The organism is Fuscovulum sp., from assembly GCA_035192965.1.
GTDB lineage: Bacteria > Pseudomonadota > Alphaproteobacteria > Rhodobacterales > Rhodobacteraceae > Paragemmobacter.
This window is the reverse complement of the sequence record CP136571.1, coordinates 3,018,867-3,040,026: the sequence shown is the minus strand read 5'-3', so window position 1 is coordinate 3,040,026 and position 21,160 is coordinate 3,018,867. Positions and strand designations below refer to the sequence as shown.

Annotated in this window: 17 protein-coding genes and 1 tRNA gene; 14 read left to right on the top strand and 4 right to left on the bottom strand. The window is 64.7% G+C overall.

What is annotated here, in order from left to right:
* The first annotated feature begins 131 nt into the window (after positions 1–131).
* The 5 genes from RSE12_14885 to tdh all read left to right on the top strand — a co-directional run bounded on the left by RSE12_14885 (position 132) and on the right by tdh (position 5,128).
* Entirely contained in the window at positions 132–635 is a 504-nt protein-coding gene (locus RSE12_14885; protein WRH61645.1) for an oxidoreductase, read from the top strand.
* A gap of 78 nt (positions 636–713) precedes the next feature.
* The gene (locus RSE12_14880) at positions 714–2,147 is read left to right on the top strand and encodes a YdiU family protein (GenBank protein WRH61644.1); all 1,434 of its coding nucleotides are present in this window, start codon (positions 714–716) and stop codon (positions 2,145–2,147) included.
* Positions 2,148–2,189: 42 nt separating this feature from the next.
* A complete protein-coding gene (locus tag RSE12_14875; GenBank protein WRH64836.1) occupies positions 2,190–2,744 on the top strand; it encodes a helix-turn-helix domain-containing protein in 555 nt (184 codons plus the stop codon).
* Between the two features lie 143 nt (positions 2,745–2,887).
* Positions 2,888–4,084 (top strand): glycine C-acetyltransferase, encoded by a 1,197-nt coding sequence (kbl, locus tag RSE12_14870; protein WRH61643.1) that lies wholly within the window; start codon positions 2,888–2,890, stop codon positions 4,082–4,084.
* An 18-nt stretch (positions 4,085–4,102) separates the two neighbouring features.
* Positions 4,103–5,128 (top strand): L-threonine 3-dehydrogenase, encoded by a 1,026-nt coding sequence (gene tdh, locus RSE12_14865; protein WRH64835.1) that lies wholly within the window; start codon positions 4,103–4,105, stop codon positions 5,126–5,128.
* A 12-nt stretch (positions 5,129–5,140) separates the two neighbouring features.
* Here the strand turns inward: tdh and RSE12_14860 are convergent, their stop codons facing one another.
* Entirely contained in the window at positions 5,141–5,677 is a 537-nt protein-coding gene (locus RSE12_14860) for a histidine phosphatase family protein (GenBank protein ID WRH61642.1), read from the bottom strand.
* 161 nt (positions 5,678–5,838) lie between these two features.
* Between RSE12_14860 and RSE12_14855 the strand changes: the two genes are divergently transcribed.
* Positions 5,839–5,912: transfer RNA gene (locus RSE12_14855), tRNA-Cys, on the top strand.
* A gap of 165 nt (positions 5,913–6,077) precedes the next feature.
* Here the strand turns inward: RSE12_14855 and RSE12_14850 are convergent.
* The 3 genes from RSE12_14850 to RSE12_14840 form a co-directional block, all read right to left on the bottom strand.
* Complete coding sequence (locus tag RSE12_14850) at positions 6,078–7,136, bottom strand: Gfo/Idh/MocA family oxidoreductase (protein WRH61641.1); 1,059 nt, start codon at positions 7,134–7,136, stop codon at positions 6,078–6,080.
* The gene (locus RSE12_14845; protein ID WRH61640.1) at positions 7,136–7,921 is read right to left on the bottom strand and encodes a ThuA domain-containing protein; all 786 of its coding nucleotides are present in this window, start codon (positions 7,919–7,921) and stop codon (positions 7,136–7,138) included. Before RSE12_14845 ends, RSE12_14850 begins: the two co-directional genes overlap by 1 nt.
* A gap of 144 nt (positions 7,922–8,065) precedes the next feature.
* Positions 8,066–9,139, bottom strand: coding sequence for a DUF475 domain-containing protein (locus RSE12_14840; protein WRH61639.1), 1,074 nt, complete (start codon positions 9,137–9,139; stop codon positions 8,066–8,068).
* Between the two features lie 416 nt (positions 9,140–9,555).
* Between RSE12_14840 and tpa the strand changes: the two genes are divergently transcribed.
* The 8 genes from tpa to RSE12_14800 all read left to right on the top strand — a co-directional run bounded on the left by tpa (position 9,556) and on the right by RSE12_14800 (position 21,142).
* Positions 9,556–10,938, top strand: coding sequence for a hypotaurine--pyruvate aminotransferase Tpa (tpa, locus tag RSE12_14835; GenBank protein ID WRH61638.1), 1,383 nt, complete (start codon positions 9,556–9,558; stop codon positions 10,936–10,938).
* Between the two features lie 297 nt (positions 10,939–11,235).
* Positions 11,236–12,696: a PLP-dependent aminotransferase family protein gene (locus RSE12_14830; protein WRH61637.1), complete on the top strand. Its 1,461-nt coding sequence runs from the start codon at positions 11,236–11,238 to the stop codon at positions 12,694–12,696.
* A 282-nt stretch (positions 12,697–12,978) separates the two neighbouring features.
* On the top strand, positions 12,979–14,754 hold the full coding sequence (gene xsc, locus RSE12_14825) for a sulfoacetaldehyde acetyltransferase (protein ID WRH61636.1): 1,776 nt from the start codon (positions 12,979–12,981) through the stop codon (positions 14,752–14,754).
* Positions 14,754–15,497 carry a sulfite exporter TauE/SafE family protein gene (locus RSE12_14820; GenBank protein ID WRH61635.1) on the top strand — a complete coding sequence of 248 codons (744 nt, stop codon included), beginning with the start codon at positions 14,754–14,756 and terminating at the stop codon, positions 15,495–15,497. The genes xsc and RSE12_14820 overlap by 1 nt, the downstream gene beginning before the upstream one ends.
* The gene (locus RSE12_14815; GenBank protein WRH61634.1) at positions 15,494–16,636 is read left to right on the top strand and encodes an acetate kinase; all 1,143 of its coding nucleotides are present in this window, start codon (positions 15,494–15,496) and stop codon (positions 16,634–16,636) included. Before RSE12_14820 ends, RSE12_14815 begins: the two co-directional genes overlap by 4 nt.
* The gene (locus RSE12_14810; protein ID WRH61633.1) at positions 16,636–19,407 is read left to right on the top strand and encodes a molybdopterin-dependent oxidoreductase; all 2,772 of its coding nucleotides are present in this window, start codon (positions 16,636–16,638) and stop codon (positions 19,405–19,407) included. The genes RSE12_14815 and RSE12_14810 overlap by 1 nt, the downstream gene beginning before the upstream one ends.
* Positions 19,408–19,537: 130 nt before the next feature.
* Positions 19,538–20,275 carry a 4Fe-4S dicluster domain-containing protein gene (locus tag RSE12_14805; GenBank protein WRH61632.1) on the top strand — a complete coding sequence of 246 codons (738 nt, stop codon included), beginning with the start codon at positions 19,538–19,540 and terminating at the stop codon, positions 20,273–20,275.
* On the top strand, positions 20,276–21,142 hold the full coding sequence (locus RSE12_14800; GenBank protein ID WRH61631.1) for a DmsC/YnfH family molybdoenzyme membrane anchor subunit: 867 nt from the start codon (positions 20,276–20,278) through the stop codon (positions 21,140–21,142).
* Positions 21,143–21,160: the final 18 nt, after the last annotated feature.

Below are 21,160 nucleotides of genomic sequence, written 5' to 3'. Positions count from 1 at the left end.
AACCAGAGGCGATGCAGGCCCGAATATGCCCGTTGCGGCGCGTGGAACCTACCTCCAAAGCATAGATGATTTTTTGGCGTTTATGGCATAAGGAAGAACAGCGGTTCATGGGGCAAGGGGTCTGATTGCAGATGCGTTGGTCGCTGGGAATTGCCTTTGTCGGTGCCGTGCTTGTGGGTACGGCGGCCGTGGCCGAACATTTGCCTGTGCCACAGGGGCCGGTCATCCTGACGGTGACGGGCGATATTTCCAACGCGAACAGCCCTGAAGGCGCGCAGTTCGATCTGGCCATGCTGGATGCGCTGGGAACGGTGGAGTTCGAGACGACGACGATCTGGACCGATGGGCCGCAGGTGTTTCGCGGCGTGTCGTTGCAGCGGCTGGTCGAGATTCTGGGCGCTGAGGGATCGGTGGTCGCGGCGTCGGCGCTGAACGATTACATGGTGGAAATTCCCCTGACCGACGCAGTCGAAGGCGGGCCTATGCTGGCCTTTGAGCAAAACGGGCAGGTCCTTGCGGTGCGCGACAAGGGGCCGCTGTGGTTGGTCTATCCCTATGATTCCGAGTCGGCCTATCAGTCCGAGGTGATCTATGCCCGGTCGATCTGGCAGGTGAAGCAGATGGAGTTCCGCTGACAGCGTGATGTGGTGCGGGTTGCTCCCGGCGCCGCTGCCGCCCATATTCCCTGGGCCAATCCGGCGCTTGAGGAAGCCATGACCTTTGCCTTTGACAATTCCTGGGTCCGCGATCTGCCCGGTACGTTTCTTTCTGCTAGTCCGGCCCCGGCGCCCGCGCCGCGGCTGTTGATGCTGAACCGAGAATTGGCGGCGTCGCTGGGGCTTGATGCAGACTGGCTGGAGGCGGGGGCGGCAGAGATGCTGTCGGGCAATCGCCTGCCTGCGGGTGCGGAGCCGGTGGCGCAGGCCTATGCCGGGCATCAGTTCGGGGGATTTTCGCCGCAGCTGGGTGACGGGCGGGCGCTGCTGTTGGGCGAGGTGCTGGATGGGGCCGGGCGGCGCTGGGACATCCAGTTGAAAGGGTCGGGGCGGACGCCGTTTTCGCGGGGCGGTGATGGCAAGGCGGCGGTGGGGCCGATGCTGCGCGAATATGTGATGGGCGAGGCGATGGCGGCGCTGGGCATCCCCACGACGCGGGCTTTGGCGGTGGTGGCAACGGGCGCGCCCGTGCTGCGCGAGGTGGAGTTGCCCGGTGCCGTGCTGGCGCGGGTGGCGGCGAGCCATATCCGGGTGGGGACGTTCCAGTTTTTCGCCGCGCGCGGGGATCAGGCGCAGGTGAAGGCCTTGGCCGATTACACCATTGCGCGGCATTTCCCCGAGGTGGCGGGGGCGGATAACCCCTATGTCGCGCTGTTCGATGCCGTGGTCGCGCGGCAGGCGCGGCTGATCGCGCAATGGATGGGGGTGGGGTTCATCCATGGGGTGATGAACACAGACAACATGGCGCTGTCGGGTGAGACCATCGATTACGGCCCTTGCGCCTTTATGGAAGGCTATGCGCCGGGGACGGTGTTTTCGTCGATCGACCATACCGGGCGGTATGCCTATGCCAACCAGCCGCTAATCCTGGGGTGGAATCTGGCGCGGCTGGCCGAGGCGTTGCTGCCGCTGTTCGATGCGGATCAGGACCGGGCCGTTGACAAGGCCAATGTCGCGCTGGAGGCGATCGCGGGGCGGTACCGCGCCGAATGGGTGGCGGTGATGCGGGCCAAGCTGGGGCTGGCCGGGGCTGAGGCAGGGGATGGCGATCTGGCCGATGCGCTGCTGGCGGCGATGGAGGGGCAGGATGCAGACTGGACGCTGACCTTTCGCCGCTTGGCGGGGGCGGTGGGGGGCGATGCCACGGGCATCGCGCCGTTGTTTGCCGATGCGACGGCGCTGCACGACTGGCTGCCGCGCTGGCAAGCACGGCTGGCCCCGGATGCGGCGGATCGGATCAGGGCGGCCAATCCGGCGGTGATCCCGCGCAATCACAAGGTGGAAGAGGCATTGGCGGCGGCGACGGGCGGCGACATGGCCCCGTTCGAGGCGCTGGTGGCGGCGGTGTCAGAGCCGTTCGTGGAGCGGGAGGCCTTTATGCTGCCCGCGCCGCAGGGCTTTGGCCGCCATGTCACCTTTTGCGGCACCTAAGGCGCGTTGACCTTCGCAGCCGCGCGGGCCACCATCGCGCGCATGAACATCCGATCCGACATCCATGACCGGTTGGCTGCCAGCTTGCGCGAGGCGCGCAAGGCGCGTGGCCTGTCGCTGGATGCGGTGGCGAAGCTGTCGGGCGTGTCCAGGTCGATGGTCAGCCAGATCGAGCGGGGGGAATCGAGCCCGACCGTCGCCACGCTGTGGAACCTGACGCAGGCCTTGCAGGTGGATTTCGCCGGGCTGCTGGAAGGCAAGCCCGCGCCGGGGATCGAGGTGACGCGGGCAAGTGCCGCCCCGGTGATCGCGCGCAGTTCCGGCGTGCGCATCCGCATCCTTTCCCCAGCCGAGACGGTGGGGGAGCATGAGGTTTATGATCTGGCCTTTGAGGCGGGGGCGGCGCTGGTATCAGACCCGCACAGTGCGGGCTGCCGGGAACATCTGACGGTGATCGAAGGGGACATGACCGTGACCTCGGGCGAGGATGTCGAAGACCTTGGCCCCGGCGATACGGCCCGCTACGCCGCCGACCGCCCGCATGCGATCCGCGCCAAGGGGAAGGCGCGGGCGATTCTGATCGTGCAGGGGAGCTGACGACCGTCGCCCTTTCGGTGCGGGCGGATGTGGGTATTTGGGCCAAGATGAAGCGGCATTCCGTTTTGACGGACGATATTCCGCGATATTGACGAAAGCCCAAAGCTGTGCCAGTTATCCACCAAAACGGAGGACATTCCGCCATGACGGATAAAGCTGCCTTTCTCGACCATCTTGGTACTGTGTTGGCGGGTATTGAACGCGACGGGCTGTTCAAACGGGAACGACTGATCGGCGGGGCGCAGGGCGCGCATGTGCAGATGGGCGGGCGCGGGATGCTGAACCTGTGCGCCAACAATTACCTTGGCCTTGCCGATGATCCGCGTCTGGTGGCAGCGGCCGAGGACGCGATGCGCGACCATGGGTATGGGATGGCCAGTGTCCGCTTTATCTGCGGGACGCAGGATATTCACCGCGCGCTGGAAAAGCGGCTGGCGCAGTATCTGGGCAAGGAGGACTCCATCCTGTTCGCGGCCTGTTTCGATGCCAATGGTGGGCTGTTCGAGCCGCTGCTGGGGCCGGAGGATGCGGTGATTTCCGATGCGCTGAACCATGCCAGCATCATTGACGGCATTCGTCTGTGCAAGGCCAAGCGCTATCGCTACGCCAATTCCGACATGGCCGATCTGGAGGCGCAGTTGCAGGCGGCGCGGGCGGATGGCGCGCGGTTCATCCTGATTGCCACGGATGGCGTGTTTTCGATGGATGGCTATCTGGCGAAGCTACCCGAGATCACGGCGCTTGCCGCGCAATATGGCGCGCTGGTGATGGTGGATGATTGCCATGCGACGGGCTTCATGGGGCCGGGGGGGCGGGGCACGCCTGCGCATTTCGGGGTGGAGGTCGATATCCTGACCGGCACGCTGGGCAAGGCGCTGGGCGGTGCGCTGGGCGGATATATCGCCGGGCCGCAGGCGGTGATCGACCTGCTGCGTCAGCGCGCGCGGCCTTACCTGTTTTCCAATGCGCTGCCGCCGGCGGTGGTGGGCGCGGGGCTGGCTGCGCTGGATATCGTTGAGGCGGCGGATGATTTGCGGGCGACGTTGTTCGACAATGCCCGCTACTGGCGCGCGGGGCTGGCGGCGGCAGGGTTCCGGCTGCTGCCGGGGGAGCATCCGATCATCCCGGTGATGCTGGGCGAGGCGAAGCTTGCGCAGGCCATGGCGGCGGAACTGGGGCAGCGGGGCGTGCATGTGGCGGGGTTCTTCTTCCCCGTGGTGCCGCAGGGGCAGGCGCGCATCCGCACGCAGATGAATGCGCGGCTGACGCGGGAGGATCTGGATTTCGGGCTGGAGGCGTTCACCGCCGCGGGCCGCGCTCTTGGTGTGATTGGGGGGTGATCTGACATGACGAACGAGATGAAGGCGCTTGTGAAAGCCCGCCCCGAGCCGGGCCTGTGGATGGAAACCCGCCCGGTGCCGGAGATTGGCCCCGATGACGTGCTGATCCGCATCCGCAAGACCGGGATTTGCGGCACGGATATCCATATCTGGAACTGGGATGACTGGGCCGCGCGGACGGTGCCGGTGCCGTTGGTCACGGGCCATGAATTCGCGGGCGAGATCGTGGAGCTGGGCCGCAATGTCGAAGGGCTGCATATCGGGCAGCGCTGTTCGGGCGAGGGGCATCTGATCGGGCGGCAATCGCGGCAATCGCGGGCGGGCAAGTTCCATCTGGACCCGGCCACGCGGGGGATTGGCGTCAACGAGCAGGGGGCCTTTGCGCAATACCTGCGCCTGCCTGCATTCAATGTGGTGCCGCTGCCGGATGCGATTGATGATGAGATCGGCGCGATCCTCGACCCCTTGGGCAATGCCGTGCATACGGCGCTGAGTTTCGATCTGGTGGGTGAGGATGTGCTGATCACAGGGGCAGGCCCCATCGGCATCATGGCCGCCGCGGTGGCCCGCCATGTGGGCGCGCGGCATGTGGTGATCACCGATGTGAACCCCGCGCGATTGGAACTGGCCGCTGCGGTGGCTGATGTGACCCCGGTGGATGTGACACGCGAGAACCTGTCGGATGTGAAGGCGCGGTTGAAGATGACCGAGGGCTTTGACGTCGGCATGGAGATGAGCGGCAATCAGGCCGCATTGGACCAGATGGTCGAGGCGATGGTCATGGGCGGGCGGATTGCCATGTTGGGGATCCCGCCGGGGAAAAGCCCGGTGGACTGGAGCCGGATCGTCTTTAAGGCCATCACGATCAAGGGCGTCTACGGGCGCGAGATTTTCGAGACCTGGTACAAGATGATTGCCATGCTGGAAAACGGGCTGGACGTGCGCAAGGTGATCACCCACCGCTTCGCCGTGGATGAGTTCGAGGCGGGGTTCACGGCGATGAAATCGGGGCAGTCGGGCAAGGTGGTGCTGGACTGGGGCTGAGGCGCGGCGCCTTTAGGGAAGGGCGAGAGGCTGCGCCTGCCCGGTATCGACGTCATAGAGCACCGCGCCGCCTGATGGCACGGTTTGCCCGGTGATTGCCGTGATGACGACCTGATGGGTTACCATCACGGTGATGCCCTCTGGCAGGGCTGCGAGGGCCTGATGTAGCCGATCCAACGTTGGGGTGCGGGCATCGGGATTGCCGAAGAAGGAGTTCAGACCGGGTTCTTCGACCGGGGGGACAAGCGCCAGCAGATCGGCCGTTTCGCGGGCGCGGCACCATTGGGAGGTGAGCACCTGTGCGACTGGCAGGTTCGCGGCGCGGATCGCATCGCCAAGGCTGCGCGCCTGTGCACGGCCCTCGTCGCTGAGGTTGCGCTGGGTGCTGCAATCGCCAAGGCGAAAATTGGCAGGATCGCCGGTGCCGGGGGCAAGCGCGTGGCGCAGGAACAGGACATCCGCGCCTATACGTTCAACCAGCGCGGCCGGATCGGCGCTGGCGGCCGATGCGAGCGAGAGGGAGAGCAGGGTAAGGGCGGCCTTGAGCATGGCTTTGATCCTGTGCTGGGACACCAAAGATAGCGGGGCGGTGGCAAGGGAAAGCCCGGGCCAATCACAAGACTGCCAGCCGCAGGGCAGGGCCTGCGCGGATTTTCCCGTCGCGCGGTCTTGCGCGCCGGGTTCGGGTCGTATAGGTCAACCGTGCTCTCGGCGGGTTGGCGGAGAGGTTACGCAGCGGATTGCAAATCCGTGAAGACCGGTTCGATTCCGGTACCCGCCTCCAGAGCACTTTCTGTTCCTTGTAGAGCCGACTTTCACCGCTGACGCGGTGTGTTGCGAACATGGGCGCTTTGCGCGGGATGTGTATGCCGTTTTTCCGTGACCACGCGGTCACGGAAGGTGGCATCCACCAAATCGCCTGAATTCAACGCCTTGTCGCAGGGTGCTGTCAGACGGGCAGCGCAAGAGCCTGTTGGGCGGCGGAGTCTTCGGCCCTGTCGAGCAGGGTTTGAAGGCGCGCGGCGCGGGCGAAATCGGGGATCGCAGAGCCTTCGCCCCGGATCGCCGCGATGAACCGGTCATAGACCGTGGGAACGGGCGGGCAGGGGATTTCCGTCCATTCTGCCGTTTCCAGATCTGGGGGAAGGCAGGCGGACAGTCGGCTGATGCCGCGTTCGAAGCTGACCTCGATCCCGCCCGCATCGCCATAGAGCCGCAGGCGCAGGTCGTTCAGGTGGCCGGTGGCAAAGCGGGTGGCGGCGATGGTGCCAAGCGCGCCGTTGGCCAGGCGCAGCTGCATCGTGGCGCTGTCATTGGCATCCAGCACATATTCGCCGACCCGGCCATCGGGGGCCTTGTCGAAGGTGACCAGCCGGCAGGAGATTTCCGCCACATCCAGCCCGGCGACAAAGGTGGCGAAGTCGAGGATGTGGATGCCCACATCGCCCAGCACGCCCTTGGACCCATGCGCCGTGGACAGCCGCCAGAGCCATTGCGGCTGTTCCTGCCATGGCCCCCAGGCGGATTGCGTCAGCCAGCTTTGGAGATAGGACGCCTCAAAATGCCGGATGGTGCCAATGGCCCCGGCGGCCACCAGTTCGGCGGCCTTTTGCAGGGCGGGGACGTTGCGATAGCTGAGGTTGACCATGGCGGTCACGCCCGCGCGGGCGGCGGCATCGGCCATCTCGGCCGCATGGGCGGCGTTGGTGGCCAGCGGCTTTTCACACAGCACATGTTTTCCGGCGGCAAGCAGGGGCAGGGTGGTGGCGTGATGCGCGGCATCGGGGGTGACGTTGGTCACGGCATCGAACTGCCCCCAAGCCAGCGCGGCATCAAGGCTGGTAAAGCGGTTCGGGATGGCGAAGCGGTCGCAGAAGGCGGCGAGCGGGTCGGGGCGGGTATCGACGCCGGCGACAAGCTCTACCCCCGGGATCTTTCCGAAATGTTCCACGTGGTTGGCGGCCATTCCCCCGGTGCCGAGGATGAGAAGGCGGATCGGGCGGGCCATCAGCGCAACCCCTCTTCGCCGGCCTGATGCAGGCGCGGGCCGCGTTCGGTGATGGGTTCGGGCGCGACATCGACCGGGACATTCGGCGCGGCGTTGGGATCTGCGATGCGAGCGGCGGGGTTGTGGGCCCATTTCACCGCATTCTGGATCACACGCTGGACATTCGCATCGTGATAGGTGGGATAGGTTTCATGGCCGGGGCGGAAGTAGAAAACGTTGCCCGCACCGCGTTTGTAGGTCAGCCCCGAGCGGAACACCTCACCCCCCTGGAACCACGAGACGAACACGGTTTCCAGCGGTTCGGGCACGCCGAAGGGTTCGCCGTACATCTCTTCGTGTTCCAGTTCGAAACTGTCGGGCAGGCCGGCGGCGATGGGATGGTTGCGGGAGGTGAGCCAAAGCCGTTCACGTTCGCCCGCCTCGCGCCAAGTGAGGTTGCAGGGGCTGCCCATCAGGCGTTTGAACGGTTTGGAGAAATGGGCCGAATGCAGGAAGATCACGCCCATGCCGGACCAGACGGCATCGCAGACGCGGTCAACCACGGCATCGGTGACATCGCCATGGGCGGCGTGGCCCCACCAGACTAGCACATCGGTCTGTGCCAGCCGCGCGGGCGTCAGGCCATGGTCGGGCTCTTGCAATGTGGCGGTGGTGGCGGTGATGCCGGGATCGCGGTTCAGCGCGGCGGCGATGGTGGCATGCATCCCGCCGGGATAGAGGTCTGCCACGATGCGGTTGGTCTGTTCGTGGACGTTTTCGCCCCAGACAGTGACGCGGATTGCCATGGCTTTCCCCCCGGATTTGCCTTCGAAACGCTTTGGAAGGGCTATCCCTTGCATCCTGCGCGGTCAAGTCTTGGGGCGGTCGGATCGTTCAAATCGGTTTGAAGGGATGGGCCGCCCCACTGTGACGGGCGGCCCAAAGCCGGTTCAGCGCGGATCGGTCAGCGCATCGGGATTGCGGCGGTTCCAACGGATGGAGGACCACAGCGACAGCCCGATCAACGCCGCACCGCCCAGCCCCGTGATCACCTCGGGGATATGCACCAGCGTCTGCGTGAACATGATCACCGACAGGATCAGGATGGCATAGAACGCCCCGTGTTCCAGGAAGCGGTACTGCGCCAGCGTGCCCTTTTCGACCAGCATAATGGTCATGGAGCGCACATACATCGCCCCGATGCCAAGGCCGATGGCGATGACGAAGAGGTTGTTCGACAAGGCAAAAGCGCCGATCACGCCGTCAAAGCTGAAGGACGCGTCCAGCACTTCGAGATAGAGGAAGGCGCCCAAACCGCCCTTGGCGGCAGCGGACATGGTTTCCTGGCTTTTATCCAGCAGACCCCCCAGCGTTTCGACGGCAAGAAAGGTGACAAGGCCATAGATCGCCGAAGACACGAACGCGGTGCTTTCCGCCCCTTCGAGGAATTTCGAGAAGATCAGAATGAGGATCAGCACGAGACCCACTTCGATGCCACGGATGGTGGCGGAGGAGGCCACTTTCTCTTCCAGCCAATGCACCCAGTGGACGTCTTTTTCGGCATCGAAGAAATAGGTCAGGCCAACCATCATCAGGAAGGCCCCGCCAAAGGCTGCGATGGGCAGGTGGGCCTCATACATGATGCGGCTGTATTCCTCGGGCTGGGTCGAGGCCAGCACGACAGCCTGCCAGGGGCCGATATTGGCCGCGATGACAACGATCAGCAGCGGGAACACGATCCGCATGCCGAACACGGCGATCAGGATGCCCCAGGTCAGAAAGGCGCGCTGCCATTCCGGGCGCATGTCCTTGAGTTTGTTGGCATTCACGATGGCGTTGTCGAAGGACAGCGAAATCTCCAGCACGGCGAGGACGCAGCAGATGAAGAAGATCGACATCATGCCAGAGAGGGTGCCGGTGCTTTGCCAGCCCAGCCAAGCGCCAAGGGCGAGGCCGAGGGCCGTGACGATGAATGCCCAGGTGAAATACTGAAGCGTGGGTTTTGGTGCGGTGGTGGTGGTCATGGGGCGATGCCTTGCCTGAGGCGGGCCGATGGCAGACAGGCGGACGCGCGGCGCATGAGGCGTCGTGGAGGTCGGTCGGTCGGTCAGGTCCGTGCGACTATTGCTTTCCGCGGTGCCGACATCACGAGAGCGTCGCAAAACTCTCGTCAGAGGGGCCCGGTCACCAGGGTTTTACCGAACCCCGCAATTGGGGGCAGGCCCGTTTGTTCATAGGGGCTCTGCCCTGAATTGCAACTGTTCCCTGCGTTCAACCGCACTCGGCGGCGGTAACCTGTGCCTGCGGCCGGTTGCGACGGTTTGTCTGGCCTTATCGGCATCATGGCTCTGGCCCTATCGACGCGGGCGGGGGTGGAGGATGATGCATCATCAGCCCTGCGATTTGCGGGGCAACCGGCATTTCTGGAAAGGACGCGCCCATGGAAGGGTTGGATCGTTTCAACGACATCAGCGAAGTGGTCGAGGCCGACCGCGCCCATGTCTGGCATCACCTGAGCCAGCACAAGCAATATGACACCGGCGTCGATCCGCGCGTGATCGTCGAAGGTAAGGGGATGAAGGTCTGGGATGCCAAGGGGAAAGAGCATCTTGATGCCGTCTCGGGCGGGGTCTGGACCGTCAACGTCGGCTATGGCCGCGAAAGCATCGCCAATGCGGTGCGCGACCAGCTGATCAAGATGAACTATTTTGCAGGCGCCGCCGGGTCGGTGCCGGGCGCGATCTTTGCCCAGCGGTTGATCGAAAAGATGCCGGGGATGACGCGGGTCTACTATTCCAACTCGGGTTCGGAAGCGAACGAGAAGGTCTACAAGATGGTGCGCCAGATCGCGCACAAGCATCACGGCGGGAAGAAGTGGAAGATCCTTTACCGTGACCGCGATTATCACGGCACCACGATTGCCGCCCTTGCGACCAGCGGGCAGGACCAGCGCGCGATGCAATACGGCCCCTATCCGGATGGGTTCGTGCGGGTGCCGCATTGCCTTGAATACCGCAAGCAGTGGGATGTGGAGAATTACGGCGAGCGCGCGGCGGAGGCCATCGAAGAGGTGATCCTGCGCGAAGGCCCGGATACCGTGGGCTGCCTGATCTTGGAACCCGTCACTGCGGGTGGCGGCGTGATCGTGCCGCCGCAGGGGTATTGGGAGAAGGTGCAGGCGATCTGCAAGAAATACGATATCCTGCTGGCGATTGACGAGGTGGTCTGCGGCGTGGGCCGGACCGGCACCTGGTTTGGTTATCAGCATTACGGCATCCAGCCCGATTTCGTGACCATGGCCAAGGGCGTGGCCTCGGGCTATGCCGCCATCTCCTGCACCGTGACGACTGAGCGGGTGTTCGAGATGTTCAAGGACGACCCGACTGACACGATGAGCTATTTCCGCGACATTTCCACCTTTGGCGGCTGCACGGCGGGGCCGGCGGCGGCGCTGGAGAATATGCGGATCATCGAGGCGGAAGGGTTGCTGGAGAACACCGCCAAGATGGGCGACTATTGCCTGTCGAACCTGCAAGGGTTGATGGAGAAGCACAAGATCATCGGCGATGTGCGCGGCAAGGGGCTGTTCCTTGGTGCGGAACTGGTGGCGGACCGGGCCACCAAGGAAGCGGCGGATGAAAAGAAGGTGCAGGCGGTGGTGGCCGATTGCATGGCGCAGGGCGTGATCATCGGGGCGACCAACCGGTCGCTGCCGGGGCTGAACAACACGCTGTGTCTGAGCCCGGCGCTGATCGCGACGAAGGATGATATCGACCACATCACCCATGCCATCGACGGCGCGCTGACCCGCGTCTTTGGCTGAATCCTTCAGACGTTGATCTGATTGTGCGCGGCCCCCGAAGAGGGGGCCGCGCCTGTCTTTTGTCTCGCCCGCGCGCGTGCCGCGCTCGGCTCGGTTGATGGGGGTTCCCCCCAAACCCCCAGGGTATTTGATGCCAAGATGAAGCCTATCCCATTCTTCTCTGAGGAAAATATCCTCGGGGGGTGGGGCGCGCAGCGGCCCGTGGGGGGCAGACAGCCCCCCTGCGACGGGCGGGGCGGGCTTGACGCCGGAGGATGGCGCGCGCCTTATATCCAGATCAGGTGGGGATAAGGCCAGATGGCGATACCGGTCGAAAGCTTCTTCCTGCCCGAAGGCGGCAGCGGGACGTTGCAGCAGCGCATCCGGCAGATGGTGGCAGAGGGCATTCTGGCCGGGCGGTTCCGGGCGGGGGACCGGATGCCGTCGTCACGGGGGTTGGCGGATCATCTGGGGGTGAGCCGGATCACCGTGACGCTGGCCTATACGGAATTGGTTTCATCGGATTACCTGACCGCGCGGGGGCGGTCGGGGTATTTCGTGAGCGAGGGCGTGCCGGTGCAGCCTGCTTTCCGCCCGGTGCCACGGGCCATTGGCACGGTGGATTGGGAGACGCGTGCGGGGCGGCGGTTTTCCGGGATGGAGCGGGTGGCGCGGCCCGAGGATTGGCGGGCCTATCCCTATCCGTTCATCTATGGGCAGGCGGACCCTACGCTGTTTGACCATCAGAACTGGCGGCTTTGCGCGTTGCAGGCGCTGGGGCGGCGGGAGTTCGAGACGCTGACGGCGGATCGCTATGAGCGGGATGATCCGATGCTGATCGAATATCTGCTGCGCAACATCTTGCCCCGCCGGGGGATCGACGCACGACCTGATGAGGTGCTGGTCACGATGGGGGCGCAGAATGCGTTGTGGCTGGCGGCGCAGGTGCTGCTCAGGCCCGGTGGGCATGCGGTGGTGGAGAACCCCGGCTATCCCGGCTTTCGTGCCATGGTGGCGCAGGCGGGGGCGCGGGTGACGCCGGTGGCGGTGGATGAGGGCGGGTTGCCGGTGGAAGCGCTGCCTGCGGATGTGGATGTGGTGTTCACCACGGCGAGCCATCAGAGCCCGACCAATGCCACCATGCCGATGGCGCGGCGGCAGGCGCTTTTGAAGGCGGCGGAGGAGCGGGATTTCCTTGTGATTGAAGATGATTACGAGTTCGAGATGAGTTTTCTGAAACCCGTTTCGCCATCGCTCAAGAGCCTCGATTCCGGGGGGCGGGTGGTGCATGCGGGATCGTTTTCCAAATCGCTGTTTCCGGGGTTGCGGCTGGGTTGGCTGGTGGGGCCTGCGCCGTTCATTCGTGAGGCGCGGGCGCTGCGGGCGCAGGTGTTGCGCCATCCACCCGGCCATGTGCAGCGGACGGCGGCCTATTTCCTGAGCCTGGGGCATTATGATGCGCTGGTGAACCGGATGAAGGCGGCGTTCCGCAAGCGGCGGCAGGCGATGGAGGAGGCGATTTCCCAACATGATCTGATGGTTGCGGGGCAGGGCGGGTTTGGCGGATCGTCCTTCTGGATGGAGGCGCGGGGCGAGGTGGATACCGAGGCGCTGGCGCTACGACTGCGGGGCGAGGGCGTGCTGATCGAACCCGGGCGGGTGTTTTTTGAGCCGGGGACAGAGCGGCGGAATTTCTATCGGCTGGCCTATTCGTCGATCCCGGTGGCGAAGATTCCGGAGGGGATCGCGCTGGTGGCGCGGGCGATGCGGGAAGCGTGATTGGGCGCGCCCCTTTCGCCTGCAAGTGGTTGCGGACGCTGGGTTTATTTTCGGCCTTTGGGCAAATTGGCGGTGCCGCTGCCGGTGCAGCGCCCTGTGCAGACGGCTGTGCATACGCGCGGTGCCGGAAGGGGGCGTTAACCATGGAGGGGCGGGCGAGGCGCCGTCGTCAACTGGACCTAAGTGGCCCGGTTTTCTGGCCCTAAGCCGGGGGGCGGGTGCGGGGGTATCAAGGGGCAAAGCGCCCGGCCGGGGTGCGATGGATTTAGCGGGAGACGACCGATGCGGATGACCACGGAAGAAGCGTTTGTGAAGGTGTTGCAGATGCATGGCATCGACAATGCCTTTGGCATCATCGGATCGGCCTTCATGCCGATTTCAGACCTGTTTCCCAAGGCAGGGATCACCTTCTGGGACTGCGCGCATGAGGGATCGGGCGGGATGATGGCGGACGGGTTCACCCGTGCCTCGGGCCGGATGAGCATGATGATCGCGCAGAACGGGCCGGGCATCACAAATTTCGTCACGGCGGTGAAGACCGCCTATTGGAACCACACGCCGCTGTTGCTGGTGACGCCGCAGGCGGCGAACCGGACGATCGGGCAGGGCGGGTTCCAAGAGGTGGAGCAGATGGCCTTGTTCAAGGACATGGTCTGCTATCAAGAGGAGGTGCGCGATCCCAACCGCGTGGCCGAGGTGCTGAACCGGGTCATCCTGAACGCGCGGCGGCATTCGGCCCCGGCGCAGATCAATATGCCGCGTGATTACTTTACGCAGGTGATCGACATCGACCTGCCCGCGGTGGTGGAGTTCGAGCGGCCCTCGGGTGGGGAAGCGGCGATGGCCGAGGCGGCGGCGCTGCTGTCATCTGCGAAATTCCCGGTGATCCTGAACGGGGCGGGGGTGGTGATCGGCGGGGCCATTCCGGCGAGCATGGCGCTGGCGGAGCGGCTGAGTGCCCCGGTTTGCGTGGGCTATCAGCACAATGATGCCTTCCCCGGCAGCCATCCGCTGTTTGCGGGGCCCTTGGGGTATAACGGGTCTAAGGCGGGGATGGAGTTGATCGCGCAGGGCGATGTGGTGCTGGCGCTGGGGACGCGGCTTAATCCGTTTTCCACCCTGCCGGGATATGGGCTGGATTACTGGCCCAAGGGGGCCAAGATCATTCAGGTGGATATCAACCCGGCGCGGATCGGGCTGACGAAGCGGGTGGCGGTGGGCATCGTGGGCGATGCCAAGAAGGTGGCCGAGGGGATTTTGGCGCGGCTGTCGGCCAGTGCCGGGGACGCGGGGCGGAAGGATCGGGAGAACCTGATTTCCACCACCAAGAGCCGTTGGGCGCAGCAATTGGCCTCTATGGATCATGAGGATGATGATCCGGGGACCAGCTGGAATGAGCGTGCGCGGGCGGACAAGCCCGATTGGATGAGCCCGCGCATGGCGTGGCGTGCGATCCAGAGCGCGTTGCCGAAAGAGGCGATCATTTCCAGCGATATCGGGAATAACTGCGCCATCGGGAATGCCTATCCGACGTTCGAGGCGGGGCGGAAGTATCTGGCACCCGGCCTGTTCGGGCCTTGTGGCTATGGCCTGCCGTCCATCGTGGGAGCCAAGATCGGCTGCCCGGATGTGCCGGTGGTGGGCTTTGCAGGCGACGGGGCGTTCGGCATCGCGGTGACGGAGTTGACGGCCATCGGACGGCCGGAATGGCCTGCGGTGACGATGGTGGTGTTCCGCAATTACCAATGGGGTGCGGAGAAGCGCAATTCGACCCTGTGGTATGACGACAATTTCGTGGGGACCGAGCTGGATACGCAGGTGTCTTATGCCGGGATCGCGCGGGCCTGCGGGTTGCAGGGCGTGCAGGCCAAGACGATGGAGGAGTTGCGCGACGCTTTGGCCAATGCGGTGACGGATCAGATGGAGCATGGCAAGACCACGCTGATCGAGGCGCTGATCAATCAGGAACTGGGCGAGCCGTTCCGCCGTGATGCGATGAAGAAACCCGTTGCAGTGGCGGGGATCAGCAAGGCGGACATGCGCCCGCAGGTGGTTTGATGCCCTTTGACCTGTCCCTTCTGGGGACAGTCTGGATGGCGGTGGCGATCGTGATTGCCGCCTTCATCCGGGGCTATTCGGGCTTTGGCTATTCCGCGATGGTGATAGCGGCGTCATCTTTGGTGATGAACCCGCTGAACATGGTGGCGGTGGTGGTCATTCTGGAGACCGCCATGTCCTTGCAGGCAGCGCGGGGGATCGCGCGGGACGTGGATTGGCGGCGGGTCTGGCTTTTGTTGGCGGGGGCGGCGGTGGGATTGCCGCTGGGGCTGTGGGCTCTGACGGGGATTTCCGAGGATGCGGCGCGGGCGGTGATCTCTGCTTATGTGCTGGTGATGTGTCTGGTGCTGTTTGCGGGGTGGCGGCTGGCGGCGGAGGCGCGGGGCATGTCGAACCTGGGGATGGGGTTGATTTCCGGGCTGGCCAATGCGCCGGGGATGGGGGGGCTGCCGATTGCGGCCTTTTTCGCCGCGCAGCCGATGCGGGCGGCGGTGTTCCGGGCGACGTTGATCGCGTATTTCCCGATCCTCGACCTCTATTCCGCGCCTTTGTACTGGTATGCGGGGTTGGTGAGTTGGGACACGCTGTGGGCATCGCTGATTGCGCTGCCTTTGACGTTCTTGGGCAATTGGCTGGGCGGGCGGCATTTCCTGAACACGGATCCGCAGGAGTTCCGGCGTTTTGCCATTCTGCTGTTGGCGGGGCTGGCGGGGATGGGGCTGGTAAAGGCGGTGCTGTGGTGAGCGTGCTGGTGGTGAATGCCGGGTCATCGAGCCTGAAAGTGGCGGTGTTCGATGATGGCTTGCGCGAGGTGCTGGCGGGACGGGTGACCGAGATCGGCAGCTATGGCGCGCGGGTGGAGGCGGGGCCTTTGGTGGGCGTGCGGCCTGTGGTGGACCATGCGGCGGCGCTGGCCTTGATCCTTGAGGCGATGGAAGAGGCGGGGATCGCGGTGAGCGGCCTGACGGCTGCGGCGCATCGGGTGGTGCATGGCGGGGCGGGGCTGGTGGCGCCCTGCCGGGTGACGGAGGCGGTGGTGGCCGAGGTGGAGGCCTGCGTGCCGCTGGCGCCGTTGCACAATCCGGCGAACCTGACGGCGATCCGCGCGCTGGCGGCGCTGGTGCCGGACCTGCCACAATATGCGAGTTTCGACACGGCCTTTCATGCGACCAATCCGGACGTGGCGCGGCGTTACGCGCTGCCGCCGGAGGCAGAGGCGCTGGGGTTGCGGCGGTATGGGTTTCACGGGATCAGCTACGCATCAATTGTTCGAAAAGTGCAAGAAATGGGGGATGGGCCGCTGCCAGAGCGGCTGCTTGCGTTTCATTTAGGCAATGGCGCTTCGGCCTGTGCGATCGTGAACGGGCGGTCGGTGGCCAGTACGATGGGCTATTCGCCGCTGGATGGGCTGACCATGGGGACGCGGGCCGGGGCGATTGACGGCAATGCCGTACTGCGGTTGGCCGAGGTGCATGGGGTGGAAGGCGCGGGGCGCATCCTGAACCGGGAGAGCGGTTTGCTGGGGTTGGGCGGGGCGTCGGACATGCGCAGCCTGCATCGGGCCGGGACGGTGGAGGCGCGGTTCGCCGTGGCGCATTTCTGCTATTGGTCGGTGCGCCATGCGGGCAGTCTGATCGCCGCGATGGGGGGGCTGGACGCGGTGGCCTTTACCGGGGGGATTGGCGAGAATGATCGGATGGTGCGGGGCGAAATCCTTACCGGTTTGCGCTGGGCGGGGGTAGAGTTCGATGAGGCCGCCAATGCCGAAGGCGCGGCAGTGCTGCATCCCGACGGCGCAAGGGTCGCGATCTGGACAGTTCCGGCCGAGGAAGAGCGCCAGATTGCGATGGAGGCCATGGCCGTAATGGCAGGGGAGGCGTGATGGGACAGCCGCGGGTCGATACGTCGCCGAAGGTGTCGGATGAGGTGCGCAAGACCACCTGCTACATGTGCGCCTGCCGCTGCGGGATCAATGTGCATATGACCAGCGGGAAGGTCACCTATATCGAGGGCAACCGCGACCATCCGGTGAACAAGGGGGTGCTGTGTGCCAAGGGGGCGAGCGGCATCATGCAGGTGACCGCGCCAAGCCGTCTGCGCGCGCCACTGCGGCGGGTGGGGCCGCGCGGATCGGGGGCGTTCGAGGAGATTTCCTGGGAAGAGGCGCTGGAGACGGCGGTATCCTGGATGAAGCCGCTGCGGGAGGAAGCACCCGAGAAGCTGGCGTTCTTCACGGGGCGGGATCAGTCGCAGTCTTTCACGGGGTGGTGGGCGCAGCAGTTTGGCACGCCCAACTATGCCGCGCATGGCGGGTTCTGTTCCGTCAACATGGCGGCGGCGGGGATCTACACCATTGGCGGGGCGTTCTGGGAGTTCGGGCAACCGGACTGGGCCTATACGAAGCTGTTCGTGCTGTTTGGCGTGGCCGAGGACCATGACAGCAATCCGATCAAGATCGGGATCGGCAAGCTGAAGGAGCGCGGCGCGCGGGTGGTGGGGGTGAACCCGGTGCGCACGGGCTATAACGCCGTGGCAGATGAGTGGTTCGGGATCACGCCCGGCACGGATGGGCTGCTGATCCTGTCGCTGATCCATTGCCTGCTGACGGCGGGGAAGATTGATCTGGACTATCTGGCGCGTTGGACCAATGCGCCCTTGCTGGTGAATGAGGCGGAGGGGCCTGAAAAGGGCCTGATCCTGAAAAATGCCGAAAGCCAGCCCTTTGTGATTGATCGCCGCACGGGGATGCCTGCGCCTTGGGAAGGGGCGGGGGTGCAGCCGGACCTTGGCGCGGTGTGGCAGGGGCACCGGACGGTGTTCCAGCATATGGCGGAGCGTTATCTGGGCGAGGAGTTTGCGCCCGAGGCCGTGGCGGATCGGGTGGGGATTGACGCGGCGCGCATCCGGGGGCTGGCGGCGGAGCTGGCGCGGGTGGCGTTCGATGAGGCCTTTGAGCTGCCGATCGCCTGGACGGATTTTCGCGGGGACCGCCACGAGGTGATGCAGGGGCGGCCTGTGTCTTTCCATGCGATGCGGGGGATTTCGGCGCATTCCAACGGGTTCCAGACCGCGCGGGCGCTGCATCTGTTGCAGATATTGCTGGGCACGGTGGAGGTTCCCGGCGGGTATCGGCTGAAGCCGCCCTATCCCAAGCCCGTGGAGGCGCATCCCACCCCGCATTTCGTAGCGGCACCGGGCAAGCCCTTGAGCGGGCCGCATTTGGGTTATGTGCGGGGGCCGGAGAACCTTGCGCTGAAAGAGGACGGCACGCCCTGGCGGATCGACAAGGCGTTTACCTGGGAGAACCCGTTCAGCGCGCATGGGTTGATGCATATGGTCATCCCCAACGCCCATGCGGGCGATCCTTACAAGGTGGATGTGCTGTTCCTGTATATGGCCAACATGGCGTGGAATTCATCGATGAATTCGGCGCGCGTGATGGAGATGCTGACGGATAAAGATGCGAGCGGGGAATATGTCATCCCGCGCATCATCTATAGCGATGCCTATGCGTCCGAGATGGTGGCCTATGCCGATCTGATCCTGCCGGATACGACCTATCTTGAGCGGCATGACTGTATTTCACTGCTGGACCGCCCAATTTCCGAGCCGGATGCGGCGGGGGATGCGATCCGCTGGCCGGTGGTGGAGGCGGACCGGGATGTGCGGGGGTTCCAGTCAGTGCTGCTGGACCTTGGGGCGCGGTTGGGCCTGCCGGGGATGGTGACGGAAGATGGCAGCCCGAAATTCAAGGATTATGCCGATTACATCGTGAACCATATCCGCAGGCCCGGCGTGGGGCCGCTGATGGGGTTTCGCGGGGCGGATGGGAACGCCGAGGGGCGGGGCGAGGCGAACCCGGAACAACTGGCGCGCTATATCGAGAATGGTGGATTCTATCAGGCGCATGTGCCGGAGGGCGCGCAGTATTACAAACCGTGGAATGCGGCCTATCAGGATTGGGCGGTGGCGACATCCTTCTTTGAATCGCCGCAGCCCTATCTGTTTTCTATCTGGTCGGAGCCCATGCGGAAGTTCCAGCTGGCCGCCGAGGGGCAGGGGTTCATTCAACCGCCGGATCATCTGCGCGAGCGGTTGAAGCTGGCGATGGACCCTTTGCCGGTCTGGTATCCGCCGTTTGGGGATGAGGCCGGGGCGGAGTTCCCGGTACATGCGATCACCCAGCGGCCGATGGCGATGTATCATAGCTGGGGGTCGCAGAATGCGTGGCTGCGGCAGATTCATGGGAAGAACTACCTCTACCTGCCGACCAAGATCTGGGAGGCGGAGGGGTTTGTGGAAGGCGACTATGCGCGGGTGACATCGCCCACGGGCGAGATTGTGGTGCCGGTGGCGCATATGGCGGCGCTGAACCCCGATACCGTGTGGACCTGGAATGCGATTGGCAAGCGCAAGGGGGCCTGGGCCCTGGATCAGGGCGCGCCGGAGGCGGTGGAGGGGTTCTTGTTGAACCACCTGATTTCCGAGGTTCTGCCGGGGGCGGGACGGGTTTCGAATTCCGACCCGGTGACGGGGCAGGCGGCGTGGTTCGATCTGCGCGTGCGGGTGGCGCGTGTGGGCGCGCGGGAACGGGCGGAGCCGGAGTTTGACGTGCTGCCGCGCGTGGTGCCGAAGGGGAGGGCGCGGGCATGAGGGGGGCGAAAACTGACGCAGTTTTCGCGTCGAATTCTGACACAGAATTCGGGGAGCGGACCATGGGTCCGCTTTCGGAATTTGCGTCAAATTCCGCGCCGTTTTCTGCGTCAGAAAACGGGGGCTGGGCATGACGGCGCTTCCGGGAGCGACGGAGAAGACGCTGGGGTTGGTGATCGACCTTGATACCTGCGTGGGCTGTCATGCCTGCGTGACGGCCTGCAAGGGGTGGAATGATCAGGGCTATGGCGCGCCTTTGTCGGATCAGGAGCCTTATGGTGCGCATCCGTCGGGGACGTTCTTGAACCGGGTTCACAGCTATTCGGTGCAACCTGTTGATAGCGCGGCGCAAATCGTGAACTTTCCGCGATCCTGCCTGCATTGCGCAGATGCGCCCTGTGTGACGGTCTGCCCGACGGGGGCGAGTTACAAGCGGGCCGAGGATGGGATTGTTCTGGTCAATGAGGATGCCTGCATCGGCTGTGGCCTCTGTGCCTGGGCCTGCCCCTATGGGGCGCGGGAGATGGATGCCGCGGCGGGGGTGATGAAGAAATGCACGCTGTGTGTGGACCGCATCTATAACGAGAACCTGCCCGAAGAGGACCGCGAACCTGCCTGTGTGCGGACCTGCCCAACGGGCGCGCGGCATTTCGGGGAGCTGTCCGATCCGGACAGTGATGTGAGCCGTTTGGTGGCCGAGCGGGAGGGGTTTGCGCTGATGCCCGAGATGGGGACGAAGCCCGTCAACCGCTATCTGCCGCCACGCAAGAAGGACCGGCCGCAGGAGGCGAGTTTGCTGGCGCCGCTTTTGGATATTCAGGCCACCGGCTTTGCCGGGTGGCTGGATCGTGTGCTGGGGAAGATGTGAATGAATCCGGCACCTTCCGTTATTGTCTTTACTGTGTTGTCGGGGATGGGGTTCGGGTTTCTGGCGCTGCTGGGGATTTTTGGCGCGTCGGGGGCGGCGGCGTTCTTCCTGTGGGGGATCGGCTATGGGCTGGCGGTGGCGGGGCTGGTGGCATCTGCCTTTCACCTTGGCAATCCGCAGCGGGCGCTATTGGCGTTTACGCAGTGGCGGACAAGCTGGCTGTCGCGGGAGGCCTGGGCGTCGGTGGTGACGCTGCTGCTGTTTGCGCCGCAGGCTTTGGCAGATCTGCTGGGGTTTGACTGGGGCCGCGCGTTCGGGATTGCTGGGGCGGTGGGGGCCGGGGTGACGGTTCTGTGCACGTCGATGATCTATGCGCAGATCCGGGCGGTGCCGCGTTGGCATCACTGGACGGTGCCTTTGGTGTTCATGGCCTATGCGGTGGCGGGCGGGCTGGTGCTGGGGGGGATCCGGCATCTGGCGCTGGTGATGCTGTGCCTGTTGGGGGTGGCGATGGCGCTGCATTGGCATTTCGGGGCGCGGGCCTTTGCGCGGGTGGGCGCGACGATGGAAAGCGCGACGGGGTTGGGCGGGATCGGCGCGGTATCGGTGTTCGAGCAGCCGCATACGGGCGGAAATTACCTGCTGCGCGAGATGATCTACGTGGTGGGCCGGAAACATGCAGACCGGGTGCGGATGATCGCCATGGTGTTTTCCGTGCTGCTGCCCGCGATGGCGCTGGCCTATCTGCCGGGGATGATGGCGGTGGGTGTGGCGGTGGCGACGCATCTGCTGGGCGCGCTGGCGCAGCGCTGGCTGTTCTTTGCCGAGGCCGAGCATGTGGTCGGGCTGTATTACGGCAAGCGATAGGGGTGGTATCCGGCGGGC